The organism is Roseovarius salincola (genome assembly GCF_026891095.1).
GTDB classification, from domain to species: Bacteria; Pseudomonadota; Alphaproteobacteria; order Rhodobacterales; family Rhodobacteraceae; genus Roseovarius; species Roseovarius salincola.
The window spans coordinates 25,057-40,261 of the sequence record NZ_JAPTNL010000021.1; the positions used below are offsets into that span (position 1 = coordinate 25,057).

The 15,205-nt window shown below is 63.7% G+C and carries 13 protein-coding genes and 1 other RNA gene; 8 read left to right on the forward strand and 6 right to left on the reverse strand.

Features of this window, described 5'->3' with window-relative positions; translation table 11 throughout:
- The first annotated feature begins 150 nt into the window (after window positions 1-150).
- The 6 genes from N5A93_RS17180 to N5A93_RS17205 all read left to right on the forward strand — a co-directional run bounded on the left by N5A93_RS17180 (window position 151) and on the right by N5A93_RS17205 (window position 8,246).
- Window positions 151-1,374 carry an N-acetylmuramoyl-L-alanine amidase gene (locus tag N5A93_RS17180; RefSeq protein WP_268956325.1) on the forward strand — a complete coding sequence of 408 codons (1,224 nt, stop codon included), beginning with the start codon at window positions 151-153 and terminating at the stop codon, window positions 1,372-1,374.
- A gap of 91 nt (window positions 1,375-1,465) precedes the next feature.
- Complete coding sequence (locus tag N5A93_RS17185) at window positions 1,466-3,991, forward strand: penicillin-binding protein 1A (RefSeq protein ID WP_268956326.1); 2,526 nt, start codon at window positions 1,466-1,468, stop codon at window positions 3,989-3,991.
- A gap of 72 nt (window positions 3,992-4,063) precedes the next feature.
- Entirely contained in the window at window positions 4,064-5,191 is a 1,128-nt protein-coding gene (prfB, locus tag N5A93_RS17190; protein WP_268956327.1) for a peptide chain release factor 2, read from the forward strand.
- 89 nt (window positions 5,192-5,280) lie between these two features.
- Entirely contained in the window at window positions 5,281-6,693 is a 1,413-nt protein-coding gene (locus tag N5A93_RS17195) for an amidase (protein WP_268956328.1), read from the forward strand.
- Window positions 6,694-6,762: 69 nt separating this feature from the next.
- Window positions 6,763-7,545, forward strand: coding sequence for a DUF2189 domain-containing protein (locus N5A93_RS17200; protein ID WP_268956329.1), 783 nt, complete (start codon window positions 6,763-6,765; stop codon window positions 7,543-7,545).
- A gap of 59 nt (window positions 7,546-7,604) precedes the next feature.
- Window positions 7,605-8,246, forward strand: a complete 642-nt coding sequence (locus N5A93_RS17205) for a class I SAM-dependent methyltransferase (RefSeq protein WP_268956330.1) — start codon at window positions 7,605-7,607, stop codon at window positions 8,244-8,246.
- Between the two features lie 3 nt (window positions 8,247-8,249).
- On the opposite strand, the gene N5A93_RS17210 is transcribed toward N5A93_RS17205, so the two are convergent.
- The 6 genes from N5A93_RS17210 to ssrA all read right to left on the reverse strand — a co-directional run bounded on the left by N5A93_RS17210 (window position 8,250) and on the right by ssrA (window position 12,556).
- A complete protein-coding gene (locus N5A93_RS17210; protein WP_268956331.1) occupies window positions 8,250-8,486 on the reverse strand; it encodes a ribbon-helix-helix domain-containing protein in 237 nt (78 codons plus the stop codon).
- A 22-nt stretch (window positions 8,487-8,508) separates the two neighbouring features.
- Entirely contained in the window at window positions 8,509-8,691 is a 183-nt protein-coding gene (locus N5A93_RS17215; RefSeq protein WP_268956332.1) for a DUF4169 family protein, read from the reverse strand.
- A gap of 94 nt (window positions 8,692-8,785) precedes the next feature.
- Complete coding sequence (gene fumC, locus N5A93_RS17220; protein ID WP_268956333.1) at window positions 8,786-10,180, reverse strand: class II fumarate hydratase; 1,395 nt, start codon at window positions 10,178-10,180, stop codon at window positions 8,786-8,788.
- A gap of 125 nt (window positions 10,181-10,305) precedes the next feature.
- Window positions 10,306-10,779 carry an SspB family protein gene (locus N5A93_RS17225; RefSeq protein WP_268956334.1) on the reverse strand — a complete coding sequence of 158 codons (474 nt, stop codon included), beginning with the start codon at window positions 10,777-10,779 and terminating at the stop codon, window positions 10,306-10,308.
- Window positions 10,780-10,849: 70 nt separating this feature from the next.
- Window positions 10,850-12,103, reverse strand: a complete 1,254-nt coding sequence (gene chrA, locus N5A93_RS17230) for a chromate efflux transporter (RefSeq protein WP_268956335.1) — start codon at window positions 12,101-12,103, stop codon at window positions 10,850-10,852.
- Between the two features lie 98 nt (window positions 12,104-12,201).
- Window positions 12,202-12,556: a transfer-messenger RNA gene (ssrA, locus tag N5A93_RS17235) on the reverse strand.
- A gap of 159 nt (window positions 12,557-12,715) precedes the next feature.
- Here ssrA and N5A93_RS17240 point away from each other — a divergent pair.
- Both N5A93_RS17240 and N5A93_RS17245 read left to right on the forward strand, forming a co-directional pair.
- Entirely contained in the window at window positions 12,716-13,111 is a 396-nt protein-coding gene (locus N5A93_RS17240; RefSeq protein ID WP_268956336.1) for a VOC family protein, read from the forward strand.
- Window positions 13,112-13,438: 327 nt separating this feature from the next.
- The gene (locus N5A93_RS17245; RefSeq protein WP_268956337.1) at window positions 13,439-15,151 is read left to right on the forward strand and encodes a BCCT family transporter; all 1,713 of its coding nucleotides are present in this window, start codon (window positions 13,439-13,441) and stop codon (window positions 15,149-15,151) included.
- Window positions 15,152-15,205: the final 54 nt, after the last annotated feature.

Sequence of the window (15,205 nt, forward strand, 5' to 3'; positions counted from 1 at the left end):
CCGCGCGAGGCGGGGGCTTTGCCCCCGTCGCAGCGAAGCTGCGACTCCCCCAAGGTATTTGCGGCCAGATGAAGCCGGGGGCTGTGCAATCGCTGCGCGCATCGTGTAGTCTGGCGTGCGACGACGACCGGTTGAGCGGCGGGTGAGCAGATGATCAGGATAGTGTTGGCGGGGTTCCTTGGCCTTTGGGCCGTGTTGGCGGCGGCACAGGAGCGTGATTTCAGCGGGCTGGCGCGGCTTGATGCGCAGGCAAGCGGGATAGAGGCGTCCGGGGATGGCGTGGTGATCGCCCTTGGCCTGAGCCAGGGCGTGCCGTACCGGATCTTTACGCTGGATGCGCCCGAGCGGCTGGTTCTGGACTTCAAGGAAGTGGACTGGAGCGGGATCGATGGGCGCGCGCTGATGCAGGACGCGGCGGTGAAGGATGTCAGGGTCGGCGGTTTCCGTCCCGGCTGGTCGCGCATGGTGGTCGATCTGGGCGCGCCGATGGCGGTCGCGCGCGCCGGGATGGAGATTGACGACCAAAGTGGCGCGGCGCGTCTTGAGGTGGGGCTGCGCCCCGTGTCGCGCGAGGATTTCGCCGCAGATGCGGGTGCCCCGGCGCTGCCGGGATGGGAGGCGCCGGGGCGCGGCCTCAAGGCCGAGAAGCGACCGCGTCAGCGGGGCGAGGTGCCGTTGGTGGTGGTGCTTGACCCGGGGCATGGCGGGATCGATCCGGGGGCCGAGGTGGACGGGCTGGCCGAGAAGGACATGATGCTGATCTTCGCGCTGGAGTTGAAGGAGGTTCTGGTGCGCGCCGGTGGTTTCGACGTGGTGCTGACGCGCGAGGATGACAGTTTCGTCTCGCTCGAGCGGCGTGTGGCGATCGCTCACAGGATGCGGGCGGACTTGTTCCTGTCGCTGCATGCCGATGCGCTGCACGAGGGGCGCGCCCATGGCGCCACGGTCTATACGCTGTCGGAGAGCGCCAGCGACGAGGCCAGCGCGGCGCTGGCCGAGCGCCACAATCGCGCCGATATCCTGGCGGGGATCGATCTGAGCGGCAAGGATGACGTGGTGGCCGATGTGCTGATGGATCTGGCGCGGATGGAGACCCAGCCGCGCGCCGAGCGGCTGGCCGGTGAAATCCGCGCGGCCATCGGGGCAAAGGGCCTGCCTCTGCATTCGCGCCCGCTGCGCCATGCGGGGTTTTCGGTGCTGAAATCGCCCGACATCCCCTCGGCGCTGGTTGAGCTTGGCTTCATGTCCAGTCCGCGCGATCTGGCCAACCTGGCCGATCCTGGCTGGCGCGCCGACATGGCGCAGGCGCTGCGCGACGGGCTGGAAGCCTGGCGCGATTCCGATGCGGCCGCCGCGGACCTGGTGCGGCAATGAAAGGAGCGGCGCTCCGCGCGCCGGGAAGATGTGTTTTGACGGCTTGCGGCGGGATGCCTATATGGTGCGGTGCAACCGAGCGGGGGCGCGTGTGCTCAGAGCGATAGGAACATTTTTCGGCACGATCTTCAGCCTGGTTACACTGGGGCTGATGCTGGTCGCGCTGAGCATAGGTGCGGTGCTGCATATCTATGGGCGCGACCTGCCGAGCCACGAGTCGCTGGCCAATTACAAGCCGCCCACGATCAGCCGGATCTATTCGGGCGAGGGGCGGATCATCGACGAGTTTTCGCGCGAGCGACGCCTGTTCACCCCGGCCGAGGATATCCCGGTGCTGGTCAAGCAGGCGTTCATCAGCGCCGAGGACAAGAATTTCTATCAGCATGGCGGCTATGACGCGCGCGGGATCGCGGCGGCGATCTTCGAGGCGGTGCGCACGCGGGGCGAAACGATGCGCGGGGCCTCGACCATCACCCAGCAGGTGATGAAGAACTTCCTTCTGTCGGGGGACCGGCGAATCGAGCGCAAGATCAAGGAGATCATCCTGGCGACGCGGATCGAGGAGACGCTGAGCAAGGAAGGGATTCTGGAACTTTATCTCAACGAGATATTCCTGGGGCAGAATTCCTATGGGGTGACAGCGGCGGCGCAGACCTATTTCAACAAGTCACTGCGCGAACTGGCCCCGCATGAGGCTGCCTTCCTGGCGTCGATGCCCAAGGCGCCGTCGGATTACCACCCGGTGCGCAATGCCGAGCGTCTGCTTCAGCGGCGCGACTTCGTGCTGGAGGAGATGTATGAAAACGGGTATCTTGATGAAGCCAGCTATGAAGCGGAAGTGGCGCAGCCGCTGCGCTCGGTGCAGAACGGCGATTTTGAGGCCCACAGCCTGGGCCTGCCGCCGCGTGACTATTTCACTGACGAGATTCGCCGCCAACTGAGCGAAAATTTCGGCGAGGGTGAATTCTTTGGCGGCGGGCTGAGCGTGCGCGCCACGATCGACCCGGAGATGCAGGCAGTGGCGGCGGTCGCGTTGCGCCGCCAGCTTGAGCAGTATGATCGTGGTCGGGGCAAGTGGCGCGGCACGGGGGTTGTGTTGCCCGAGGAGGTGCTGGAGGGCAGCGACGACGCCTGGCGCGCGGCGCTGGAGCAGGCCGATGTGGCGCGCGATATCGAGTTGGACGGCCAATGGTATCCGGCGGTGATCCTGGAGATCGAGGACCAGCAGATGCGTCTTGGCATCGAGGGTATCGCGCCCGATGAGGATGCGCCCCATGTTGTGCCGCGCGCCGATATCGGATGGCTGCCCGGCAATTTTCAGGAGACGTTCAAGCGCGGCGAGGTCGTTTTCGTACGCAAGATGACGCGTGACGAGGATGGCGCGTTCCTGCGCTGGACCTTGCGGCAGGTGCCCGAGGTCGAGGGCGGGTTCGTGGCGATGGATGTCCATACCGGGCGCGTTCTGTCGATGCAGGGCGGGTTTTCCTATCAGCATTCGGTGTTCAACCGCGCAACGCAAGCCAAGCGCCAGCCGGGGTCGAGCTTCAAGCCTTTTGTCTATGCCGCCGCGCTGGACAGCGGCTACAGCCCGGCCACGATCGTGATCGATGCGCCGATCGAGATCGACACGCCGCAGGGGCTGTGGCGGCCGCGCAATTCGTCCAACAAGTTCTACGGGCCGACGCCGCTGCGCACAGGGGTCGAACAGTCGCGCAATCTGATGACCATCCGGCTGGCGCAGGAGGTCGGCATGGATGTGGTCGCCGATTATGCCGAGCGCTTCGGCGTGTATGACGACATGGGCCAGTTCCTGGCCAATTCGCTGGGGTCCGAGGAGACGACGCTTTACAAGATGGTGTCCGCCTATTCGATGTTCGCCAATGGTGGCGAGCGGGTCGAGCCGACGCTGGTCGACCGGGTGCAGGACCGCGACGGGCGCACCGTCTACAAGCACGACCCGCGCGATTGCGTGGATTGTGATGATGCCGGTATCCCCGAAAACCGCGGCCCGCGGATCGTGTCGAGCCGTGAGCGGGTGATGGACGCGATCACCGCCTATCAGCTGACCTCGATGATGAAGGGGGTGGTCGATCGTGGCACCGCATCGGGGGCGATCAAGCTGCCGGTGCCCGTTGCGGGCAAGACGGGCACCACCAATGATGCGCGCGATGTCTGGTTCCTGGGTTTCACCAGCAACATCGCTGCGGGCTGCTATATCGGACACGACCAGCCGCGGGGCCTGGGACGCAGCGCCTATGGCGCGTCCATGTGCGGGCCGGTTTTCCAGGAGTTCATGAGCGAGGCGATCAAGAAATACGGTGGCGGGCAGTTCGAGGTGCCGCCGGGCGGGCATTTCATCAAGATCGACCGCTATACCGGGGCGCGGCTGGCCGACGACTCGGACGGCGAGTTCGTGGTGGCCGAGTATTTCCGCGATGGCGAGGAGCCGATTTTCGGCTTCAGCGTCTCGGGCGGCTTTGCCATGGGCAACGATCTCAATCTTTTCGAGCGCGGCGAGACCGAAGAGGTACGCGAGGTGACCACGTCGACCGGCCGCAAGGGGCAGGTCGGTGACAAGGCGAGTTTCGGGTCTATGAGTTCAGGCGGGCTTTACTGACAGCCGTGTGATCTTGCCGGGGCCTCGTGGCTGCGGTATCACCGGCATCCGAGCCAGAGCAGGGACATATTCATGCGCGCCGAGATCCAGACCGTTGTTTCCGAAATCGAGAATTCGCTGGAGCTGTTGCGTCAGCGGATGGGCTGGGAGACCGCGCAGCACCGGCTTGAGGAGTTCAATGCGCGCGTCGAGGATCCCAGCCTGTGGGACGATCCCGCCAAGGCGCAGAAGCTGATGCGCGACCGTCAGGCGCTGGTCGACGCGATCGAGACCCATGATTCGATCAGCCGCGACATGCGCGACAATATCGAGTTGATCGAACTGGGCGAGATGGAGGGCGACAGCGAGGTGATCGCCGAGGCCGAGGCGGCGCTCAAGGCGCTGGCGCGCAAGGCGGCGGCCAAGGAGCTGGAGGCGCTGCTGGATGGCGAGGCCGATGCCAATGACACCTTCCTGGAAATCAACGCCGGCGCGGGTGGCACCGAAAGCTGCGACTGGGCGGCTATGCTGGCGCGGATGTATGTGCGATGGGCCGAAAGCCATGGCTATACGGTGGAGTTGCAATCCGAAAGTTCGGGCGACGAGGCGGGGATCAAATCGGCCGCCTACAAGATCAGCGGGCACAATGCTTACGGCTGGCTGAAATCGGAATCCGGCGTGCATCGTCTGGTGCGGATTTCGCCCTTCGACTCGGCCGCCAAGCGGCATACGTCGTTCTGCTCGGTCTGGGTCTATCCGGTGGTGGATGACAATATCGAGATCGAGGTGAACCCGGCCGATATCCGCGTGGACACCTTTCGCAGCTCGGGCGCGGGCGGGCAGCATGTGAACAAGACCGACTCGGCGGTGCGCATCACCCACCATCCCACGGGTATCGTGGTCACCAGTTCCGAGAAATCCCAGCACCAGAACCGCGACATCGCCATGAAGGCATTGAAGTCGCGGCTTTACCAGCTTGAGCTGGACAAGCGCAACGAGGCCATTGCCGAGGCCCATGAGGCCAAGGGCGATGCCGGCTGGGGCAACCAGATCCGCTCCTATGTGCTGCAACCCTACCAGATGGTGAAGGATCTGCGCACCGGGGTCGAGACCAGCGACACCAAGGGGGTTCTGGATGGCGATCTGGATCAGTTCATGGCCGCGACGCTGGCGATGAACGTGAGTGGCAAGTCGCGGGCCGAGGCGCAGGGTGAGGCGTGAGGCGCGCGTGGGGGTTTTGCACCCCCACACCTCCGCAGAGTATTTTCGGCAAGATGAAGCAGTGGCCCGGACGGGCAGGGAGGCAAGGCATGGATGAGGTTCTGAACCTTTCGGCGCGCGCTCAGGCGGCGCGGATCGCGAGCGGCGAGATGAGCGCCGAGGCATTGATGCGCGCGACGCTGGAGCGGGTCGGGCAGGTGAACGGGGCGCTCAATGCCATCGTGTCGATGCGCGGGGAGGCGGATCTGCTGGACGAGGCGCGCAGGGCCGATGCTGGCCCGGCGCGCGGCGTGCTGCACGGTTTGCCGGTGGCGGTCAAGGATCTGTCGAACGCGGCGGGCCTGGCGACCTCGAAAGGGTCGCCGACGCTGGCGGGGCAGATCGCGGCGCAGGATGATATTCATGTGGCGCGGATGCGCGCGGCCGGGGCGATCGTGATCGGCAAGACCAACACGCCCGAATTCGGCCTGGGCAGCCATACCTTCAACCCGGTGCATGGCACGACCTGCAACCCCTATGACCGGGCACGCACCTGTGGCGGGTCGTCGGGGGGCGCGGCGGTGGCGCTGGCGGCGCGGATGCTGTCGATCGCGGATGGATCGGACATGATGGGCAGCCTGCGCAATCCGGCGGGCTGGAACAATGTCTACGGGATGCGCCCGAGCTGGGGGCTTGTGCCGAGCGAGCCGGCTGGCGATACGTTCCTGCACCAGCTTGCGACGCTGGGGCCGATGGCGCGCACGCCAGACGATCTGGCGCTGTTGCTGGCGGTGATGGCGGGGCCGGACCCGCGCCAGCCGCACGGGGGTGCGGCGCCGGACCTGAAGCTGGATGGTTCCGGAGCGATCGCGGGGCGGCGGATCGGATGGCTGGGCGATTGGGGCGGCGCCTTTGCGATGGAGGCGGGCATCGCCGATCTGGGCCGCGCGGCCTGTGCGGTGTTCGCGGAGCTGGGTTGCGTCGTCGAGGACGTGGCGCCGCCGTTCAGCCGCGATGCGCTCTGGGAGAGCTGGACCACGCTGCGCAGCTGGTCTGTGGCCTGCAATCTTGCGCCGCTGCTGGAATCGCCAGGAACGCGGGACCGCCTGAAGCCCGATGCCATCTGGGAGATCGAGCGCGGGCGCGCGATGAGCGCATTGGAGGTGCATCGCGCCAGCGTGATCCGGTCGCAATGGTTCACGCGCGCCGCCGAGGTTTTCGACCGGTATGACGCGCTGGTGATGCCGACGGCGCAGGTCTGGCCGTTCCCCCTTGAATGGGAGTGGCCCAAGGACATCGCGGGGCAGGCGATGGACAGCTATCATCGCTGGATGGAAGTGGTGGTGCCCGCGAGCCTTGCGGGCCTGCCGGCGCTGGCGGTTCCGGCGGGCTTTGGCGCTGAGACCCTGCCGATGGGCGTGCAGTTGATCGGGCGGCGCGGCGCGGACCGCGCATTGCTGGAACTCGGGCAAGCCTATCACGACGCGACGCGCTGGCCGGAGCGGCACCCGCCTGAAAGCTGAGCGGAAAATGCATCTTTGCGCAGCGATCGGCCTTGGCTAGGCTTGCGCCAGCAGAGAGGACATCGCGCAATGGATGAAAGCAAGCCGCTTGGCGTGCCCGAGCTTGGACCGGTGACATTCTCAATGCTGGGCGAGGCGCTACGGCGTGGCTGGGAGGACATGCGCCGCGCGCCGGGCTATGCGGTGATCTTTGCCGGGGTCTATGTGGCGATCGGATGGTTCATGGCCTGGATCACTTGGATGACCGGGCAGAGCTACTGGCTGATCTTCGCGGCCGTCAGCTTTCCCTTGATCGGGCCGTTCGCGGCGGTCGGTTTCTACGAGGTGAGCCATCGGCGCGAGATGGGCGTGCCGCTGGAGCCGGGCGCGGTCTTCGGGGTGATCTTCAGCCAGAGCCGGCGGCAATTGCCGTCGATCTGCGCCGTGATTGTGCTGTTGTTCCTGTTCTGGTTCTTTCTTGGCCACATGATCTTTGCGCTCTTCATGGGGTTTTCGACCATGACCAATGTCTCGAGTTCATTCGAGGTGTTCATGACCCGCGAGGGCATGAGCATGTTGGCGGTCGGCACGCTGGTGGGGGCGGGGTTCGCTTTGTTGCTCTATATGATCACGGTCGTGTCGTTGCCGCTTCTGCTGGATCGGGAGGTGGATTTCGTGACCGCCATGATCAGCAGTTTCCAGACCGTGCTGGCAAGCCCGCTGCCGATGCTGGCCTGGGCCGTGTTCATCGCGATGCTGACATTTCTCGCGCTGATACCGGGCTTTCTTGGCCTGTTCATTGCCTTGCCGCTTCTGGGGCATGCGACATGGCATCTGTACCGTCAGATTTGCAAGGCGGGTGGCACCTGCTAGCTTACGCGCGATAGGCTGGCCACCTGTGATGTGGCGCCTGCGTCAGGAAAGGGTCGGGCATGGGTGAGACGCAATTCTGGGACAGGGTTGCGCGGCGCTATGCGGCGCGCCCGATCGGTAATGTAGCGGCGTATGAAACCACGCTCGCGCGCACGCGCGCCTATCTGAATGAAGCCGACCGGGTGTTGGAACTGGGCTGCGGCACGGGCAGCACGGCGTTGTTGCTGGCGCCGGATGTGGGACATCTGACGGCGAGCGATCTTTCGGGCGAGATGATCGCCATCGCCAATGAAAAGCTGGCTGATTTCGAGGGCGGCAACCTTGAGTTCCGCCAGAGCGATGTGTTTGACGCGGGCTTTGCGCCGGGCAGCTTCGATGCGGTTCTGGCCTTCAATTTCCTGCATCTGCTGGACGACATGAACCCGACGCTGGCGCGGGTGCAGGCAATCTTGAAGCCGGGTGGGGTATTCATCAGCAAGACCATCTGCCTTGGGCGCCATGCCTGGCATTTCCGGGCGCTTATCGCGGTGTTGCGCCTGCTGGGCAAGGTGCCGCCTGATCTGCATTTCCTCGATCCTGACGACGTGCAGGGCGCCGTGCGCGCCGCCGGGTTCGTCATAGAGGAAACCGGCGATTACCCGGCGCGCCCGCGTGCGCATTTGATCGTGGCGCGCAAGCCGGTCGATCCGTCTGAAAGCTGAGGATCAGCGCGCCGCGTTGCGGTAGTGGCGCAGCACAAAAAGCCGGATCGCCGACGCGAGGCCCGTATCCACCCCGCGCGCGGCGTCGATTTCAGCGGCCAGCGCGTTGAGCGGTTGCCCGCGCGCGGCGGCGATGGCGCGGAAAGCCTGCCAGAACTCATCTTCGAGGGAGACGCTGGTGCGGTGGCCATGCAGGGTGAGCGAATGTTTCACCGGGCGGGCATTGGCGGGATGCGACATCATCTGGCGTTCAGCGGTGGCGTCATTCGTCTTCGTCGCGCTTGTGGGCCTCGTGATCCTGAAGCGCCTTGTCGCTCTGCGCCGCATCAAGCGCGCGGTCGGCCTTCTTGCGGCCATGGCGGGCGGCGTTCTGATCGGCCTTTGCGCGTTTGGCGGTGCGCGCCTTCTGCTTGCGGACCTGATTGAGGTTGATGACCTTGCTCATGGTTGCAAGAATACCGGCTTGGCGCCATTCGTCCACTGTTTTGAAAGGCCAGGGCGGGCCGCCCCGAAGGTAAGCCCGCCGTTTCGATGCGGAATCAGTCGCGCGGGCCGATCATCTGTTCGGGGCGCACCACGCGTTCGAAGGTCTCTTCATCGACAAAGCCGAGGCGGATCGCCTCTTCCTTGAGGGTCGTGCCGTTCTTGTGGGCGGTCTTCGCGACCTTGGTGGCGTTGTCGTAGCCGATCTCGGGCGCAAGGGCCGTCACCAGCATCAGCGACTCGCGCATCAGCTTGCCGATGCGTTCCTCGTTGGCCTCGATGCCGTTCAGCATCCGTTCGGTGAAGCTGTCGGTCGCGTCGCCCAGAAGCTGGATCGACTGCAACAGGTTATAGGACATCATCGGGTTGTAGACATTCAGTTCGAAATGCCCCTGCGAGCCTGCGAACTTGATGGCGGCATCGTTGCCCATGACATGCGCGGCGACCTGGGTCAGGGCCTCGGCCTGGGTGGGATTCACCTTGCCGGGCATGATCGAGGAGCCGGGTTCGTTCTCGGGCAGGATCAACTCACCCAAGCCCGAGCGCGGGCCGGAACCCAGAAAGCGGATGTCGTTGGCGATCTTGTAACAGGATCCCGCCACCGTCGCCAATGCGCCGGACATGAACACCATCGCGTCATGGGCGGCGAGGGATTCGAACTTGTTGGGCGCGGTGACGAAGGGCAGGCCGGTGATCTCGGCCATGTTGGCGGCGACGCTTTCACCCCAGCCCTTGCGGGTGTTGAGCCCGGTGCCGACGGCGGTGCCGCCCTGGGCGAGTTCGTAGATGCCGGGCAGGGCGGCATTGATGCGGGCAATGCCCTGGCGGATCTGCTGGGCATAGCCCGAGAATTCCTGACCGAGGGTGAGCGGCGTGGCGTCCTGCGTATGGGTGCGGCCGATCTTGATGATGTCCTTGAATTCTTCCTGCTTGGCCTCGAGCGCGCGGAGCAGCTTTTCAAGGCCGGGCATCAGCACGTCGCGCAGGCTCATGGCGGTGGCGATATGCATCGCGGTCGGGAAGGTGTCGTTCGAGCTTTGCCCCATGTTGCAGTGATCGTTGGGATGGACCGGATCCTTGGAGCCGATCTCGCCGCCCAGCATCTCGATGGCGCGGTTGGCGATTACCTCGTTGGCATTCATGTTCGATTGGGTGCCGCTGCCGGTCTGCCAGACCACGAGCGGGAAGTTGTCATCGAACTTGCCTTCGACCACTTCGCCTGCGGCGGCGATGATGGCGTCGGCCAGTTTCGCGTCAAGCGCGCCGCTTTCCTTGTTGGCCTGCGCGCAGGCCTTCTTGATCACGCCGAGTGCGCGCACGATGGCGACCGGCTGCGTTTCCCAGCCGATGGGGAAATTCATGATCGAGCGCTGCGTCTGCGCGCCCCAGTATTTGTCGGTCGGAACCTCGAGCGGGCCGAAGCTGTCGGTTTCGGTGCGGGTGGCGGTCATGGATGGATCTCCCTCGCGAAAAAGGCCGTCCCTCTCATAGCGGACGGTGCGGAAAGATCAATGATGTATGCAATGGAATACCGCGCGCCTGCGGGTGGCGCTTCAGGTAGGCGAGAACGGCGGCGCTATTTGCGGAAACTGTCAAGGCTCACGACCTCGGCCTCGCCACTTGTGGAATGCGTGTCCGGGTCGCTGTCATCTTCATCGGGCGCATCGTCCGCCTCGGAATCGAGTTCTTCGTCGTCATCCTGCGAATCAAAGCGCAAGCCGAATTCGACCGAGGGGTCGACGAAGGTCTTGATCGCGTCATACGGGATATACAGCGTCTCGGGCGCATCGCCGAAGTTGAGCGTGATCGAGAACCCGTCGACGGTCACTTCGAGATCGTCGAACCAGTGCTGCATGACAACGGTCATTTCCGAAGGATAACGTTCCTTCAGCCAGTCGGCGAGGCGTGCGTCGGGATGGGTCGTATCGAAGGTTATGAAGAAATGATGCGCGCCTGGCAGACCGTTATCCTGCACGCCGACAAGTACGCGCTGGATCAGCCCGCGCATCGCCTCGTGCATCAGTTTTCCATAATCGATCGATCGAGACATCTGTTTCCCGAACCTCCTGCGGGTCAGCATAGGGGATTCGATTTAAAACAAAAGGCCCTCTTGCGTGGTTTCAAGCCAGAAGATGCAAGCCGCCCGCCGCCGCCGCCATGAGGGCAAGACCGACGATCATCGGCAGGCGCAGGACGAGCAGAAAGACCGCCGCAAGCACCACCAGCGCGGCATTGAGCGGCACGAAGGTGGCGAGTTCGGGGCGCGGGCCGAATGGGGTGCGGGTGATGCTATCGAATAGCACATGCAACGCGAACCAGACCGAAAGGTTGAGGATTACGCCGGTCACCGCCGCCGAGATCCCTGAAAGCGCGCCCTTGAGGCGCGGGCGTGCAAGCAGCGCCTCGACATAGGGCGCCCCGGCGAAGATCCAGAGGAAGCAGGGTGTGAAGGTGACCCAGAGCGTCAGCGCCCCGGCCAGCAGAGCCAGAGGGAGGCCGCCCTGCGAAAAGCCCGCCAGAAGGCCCACGAACTGGGTCACCAGAATCAGTGGCCCCGGCGTGGTCTCCGCCAGCCCCAGCGCGTCGATCATCTGGGGCGTGGTCAACCAGCCATGGGTTTCGACGACGGCCTGCGTCATGTAGGCCAGCACCGCATAAGCGCCGCCGAAGGTGACGACGGCGAGTTGCGAGAAGAAAAGCGCGATTTCGGTCAGGAATGTCGCGCCCATCGCCCACGCCAGCAGGATCGGCGCCGCCCAGAGCGTGCCCCAGAGAGCTACAGTGCCGAGGGTTTGAGCGAGGGGAACGCGCGCGGGAACTGTTGATGCGGGCGAGGGGGCCGCGGCTGACCCTGCGCGAACAAGCCCCCAGAGCGCAGCGGCGAGGATGATCAGCGGGAAGGGCAGCGAAAGAAAGAACATCGCAGCGAAGGCCGTCAGCGCCAGCGCCCAGTCATCCCAACCCGACAGCGCGCGGCGCGCAAGAGAAAGAAGCGCCTGAAGCACGATGACGATCACCGCCGCCTTGATCCCGGCAAAGATCGCCTGGATCGCCGGCATCTGGCCAAAGCTGGCATATCCGAGCGCCAGGCCGAGGATCACCGCCGCCCCCGGCAACACGAACAGAAGCCCGGCAATCAATCCGCCGGGAACCCCGCGCAGCCGCCAGCCGGCATAGGTTGCAAGCTGCATGGCCTCGGGGCCGGGCAGCAGCATGCAAAACGAGAGGGCGCCAAGAAACTGTTTTTCCTCCAGCCACTTGTGGCGCAGGACCAATTCATTGTGCATCAGGGATATCTGCGCCGCAGGGCCGCCGAAAGAGAGCACGCCGATGCGGCCGAAGACACGCACGAGATGTAGGAGGTCTGGTCCCATGCAAGGGTGATACCGCGCTGCATGGTAAATTCAAGAGCTTTCACTTATTTCGCAAAAACATCATAAAAACAGGTTCTTGAACTGCTTTTTTAAGATAAAATGCAGGCTTCTGTTGCCAGGTGCCTGCGAACCCCGCCAGCCCTTGCTAGAGGACTGGGCTTAAGATTTCGGTCTTGTTACTGCTTACGCAGCAACGGCGACCGGAGCACGATTGTCGTTGGCAATTATGCTTTAGCGAACCGATAACGGTGGTATCTCACCGGGACAAAGCTAACCCCTTTAGACGTTCGTCGATCCTGTTTCGGCCCCATAACCACCTCCAACGAAAGGTTTATTGGTGGAGCCGCCGGGTACCGCCCCCGGGTCCGATCCGCTTATTACGAGCGCGTTTATGTCCATAGTCCCAGATGGGACAGTTGGAATATAGGCAGGGCTGCGCGATTTGCAAAGGGGTGAGTTGCATTGAATGTCCGCGCGACGGGGCGCGCGCTGTCAGGACAAGTGCGGCGCGCCGTCATTATCGCAAGGCGGGTTTTCAGGGGGCGGCAAAGCTCATATTCCGGCCCGCAGCGCACAGGGTGCGCGAGAGTATAGGACAACCAAGGGGGCAACATGGCCAAGATGATCCACAGCATGATCCGGGTTCTGAACGAGCAGAGGTCGGTCGCATTCTACCGCAAGGCTTTCGGTTTCGAGGTCGCGGAGCGGCTCGATTTCGATGATTTCACCCTGATCTATCTCAGCAATGCCGAAAGCGGGTTCGAATTGGAGCTGACGGTAAACAAGGGACGCGGCGCGCCCTATGATCATGGCGACGGCTATGGCCATCTGGCCGTGTCGGTCGATGATCTGGATGCAGAACATGCGCGGTTCGAGGCCCAGGGGCTGGCGCCGCGAAAACTGGTGGAGTTTGCGCCCGGGGGCGAGGTGATCGCCAGATTCTTCTTCGTCACCGACCCCGATGGATATCAGATCGAGGTCCTGCAACGCGGCGGCCGTTATAGATAACGAAGCCGCGATCCATGCGGCGCGGCCTTGGCGGGTGGACAAAGATCAAACCGCGCCAGCGTCGTATTCGGCTAAAAAATGGGCGCAATTGCTTGCCTTCCGGTGAAGCCGGTTGTTACGCTTGGCCACAGGAGAGTGAACAGGGTGAGCTGAAAAGTCACCTTCTCTGTGAAAAACTGAGGGAAACGCGGGCGCTTGTTTGCGGTGACCCGCACAGTCAGGGAGCAACGGGCGGCGTCCGGATCAAGCCCGCTAGGGTGTCTATGCGCGAACTTCCGATTCGGCGTGACTGACCTGATTTGCCAAGAAAAAAGGGGGCCTTCTTGCATGGCCGACGACGACACAGACATGCAGGGGATACCCGCGCCCGAGGGGCACGCGGATCTCATCGAGACCGATTACGAGATCGGTCAGGACAATATCACAGCCAGGGTCGGTCCGTTCGGCCTTGATATCCACAACCCGGTTTTCTTCATCTCGGGTCTTGCGGTGGTGCTGTTCGTATTCTACTCGCTCGCATTACCCGATCAGGCAAGCGATGTGTTCAGCTGGCTGTTCTCGGCCGTGACCAAGGGGTTTGACTGGTTCTTCCTCGGGGCAGCGAACATCTTCGTGATCTTCTGCCTGCTGCTGATCGTGACGCCATATGGCAGCGTTCGGCTGGGCGGGGCGGACGCGACGCCGGATTACAGCTATCTGGGGTGGTTCTCGATGCTGTTCGCCGCTGGAATGGGCATCGGCCTGCTGTTCTTCGGCGTGTCCGAACCCATGAGCCATTTCGGGACGTCCATGGGTGGCATATCCGTCGGCGAGGACGGGGCGCGCACCGACTGGGCACCGATCGGTGCGTCCGAAGGCGATCAGGCCGCCGCACAGCGCCTTGGCATGGCAGCCACGATCTTTCACTGGGGTCTGCATCCATGGGCGATCTACGCGGTCGTCGCGCTGGCGCTGGCGTTGTTTTCCTATAACAAGGGCTTGCCGCTGACTCTGCGTTCGGCGTTCTATCCGTTGTTCGGTGAGCGCGTCTGGGGCTGGACCGGCCATATCATCGACACGCTGGCGGTCTTCGCCACGCTGTTCGGCCTTGCCACGTCTCTGGGCTTTGGCGCAGAGCAGACGGCCTCGGGGCTCACATTCCTGTTCGGATCGGGCGATGCCGCAGAGGGCACGCGCGCTTTCATGGGGATCACCTATGGCAACAGCGAGGACAGTGGCGTGGCCAACAACCCCTTGCTGCTTGTGATTCTGATCTCGGCCATCACTGCGGTCGCGCTCATCTCGGTGGTGCGCGGCCTTGATGGTGGTGTGAAGGTCCTGTCGGAGATCAACATGGGGCTGGCGGCAATGCTGTTGCTGTTCGTGTTCCTGGTGGGTGGACCGATCTTCCTGATCACGCTGTTCTTCGACAGTCTCTGGGCCTACTTCCAAAACCTCTTTGCGCTAAGCAACCCGTTCGGGCGCGAGGATGTGAACTTCAGCCAGGGCTGGACCTCGTTCTATTGGGCGTGGTGGATCAGCTGGTCACCCTTCGTGGGGATGTTCATCGCCCGTGTCAGCCGCGGGCGGACCGTGCGCGAGTTCATCATTTGCGTGCTGCTGATCCCGACCTTGGTCTGCGTGCTGTGGATGACCGTCTTTGGCGGCACGGCGATCAACCAGGTGGTCAGCGATGGCTACACCGGGGCGCAGGACGCGGCACTGGAACTCAAGCTCTTCTACATGCTCGAGCAGCTTCCGCTGGCAACCATCACATCGGTGATCGGCATCGTGCTGGTGGTGGTGTTCTTCGTCACCTCGTCGGACTCGGGGTCGCTGGTGATCGACACGATTACTGCCGGTGGCAAGGTGGATGCGCCGGTCTCGCAGCGTGTGTTCTGGTGCATCTTCGAGGGTGCGGTCGCGATCGTGCTGCTGATCGGCGGTGGCTTGGCCTCGTTGCAATCGGCCGTCATATCGACCGGTCTTCCATTCACGCTGGTGCTTCTGGTGATGTGCTATGCGATCTGGAAAGGCCTTTCGAACGAGAAGCGCGGCTGAGACGCGCCAGCGCTTTCGCAAAAGGAACGCAAGAGGCCCCGGCATTGTCCGGGG

Coding starts and splice junctions, on each gene's coding strand:
- N5A93_RS17180 (WP_268956325.1), top strand. CDS start 151: ATGATCAGGATAGTGTTGGCGGGGTTCCTTGGCCTTTGGGCCGTGTTG.
- prfB (WP_268956327.1), top strand. CDS start 4,064: ATGCGCGCCGAGATCCAGACCGTTGTTTCCGAAATCGAGAATTCGCTG.
- N5A93_RS17195 (WP_268956328.1), top strand. CDS start 5,281: ATGGATGAGGTTCTGAACCTTTCGGCGCGCGCTCAGGCGGCGCGGATC.
- N5A93_RS17200 (WP_268956329.1), top strand. CDS start 6,763: ATGGATGAAAGCAAGCCGCTTGGCGTGCCCGAGCTTGGACCGGTGACA.
- N5A93_RS17205 (WP_268956330.1), top strand. CDS start 7,605: ATGGGTGAGACGCAATTCTGGGACAGGGTTGCGCGGCGCTATGCGGCG.
- N5A93_RS17210 (WP_268956331.1), bottom strand. CDS start 8,486: ATGTCGCATCCCGCCAATGCCCGCCCGGTGAAACATTCGCTCACCCTG.
- N5A93_RS17215 (WP_268956332.1), bottom strand. CDS start 8,691: ATGAGCAAGGTCATCAACCTCAATCAGGTCCGCAAGCAGAAGGCGCGC.
- fumC (WP_268956333.1), bottom strand. CDS start 10,180: ATGACCGCCACCCGCACCGAAACCGACAGCTTCGGCCCGCTCGAGGTT.
- N5A93_RS17225 (WP_268956334.1), bottom strand. CDS start 10,779: ATGTCTCGATCGATCGATTATGGAAAACTGATGCACGAGGCGATGCGC.
- chrA (WP_268956335.1), bottom strand. CDS start 12,103: ATGGGACCAGACCTCCTACATCTCGTGCGTGTCTTCGGCCGCATCGGC.
- N5A93_RS17240 (WP_268956336.1), top strand. CDS start 12,716: ATGGCCAAGATGATCCACAGCATGATCCGGGTTCTGAACGAGCAGAGG.
- N5A93_RS17245 (WP_268956337.1), top strand. CDS start 13,439: ATGGCCGACGACGACACAGACATGCAGGGGATACCCGCGCCCGAGGGG.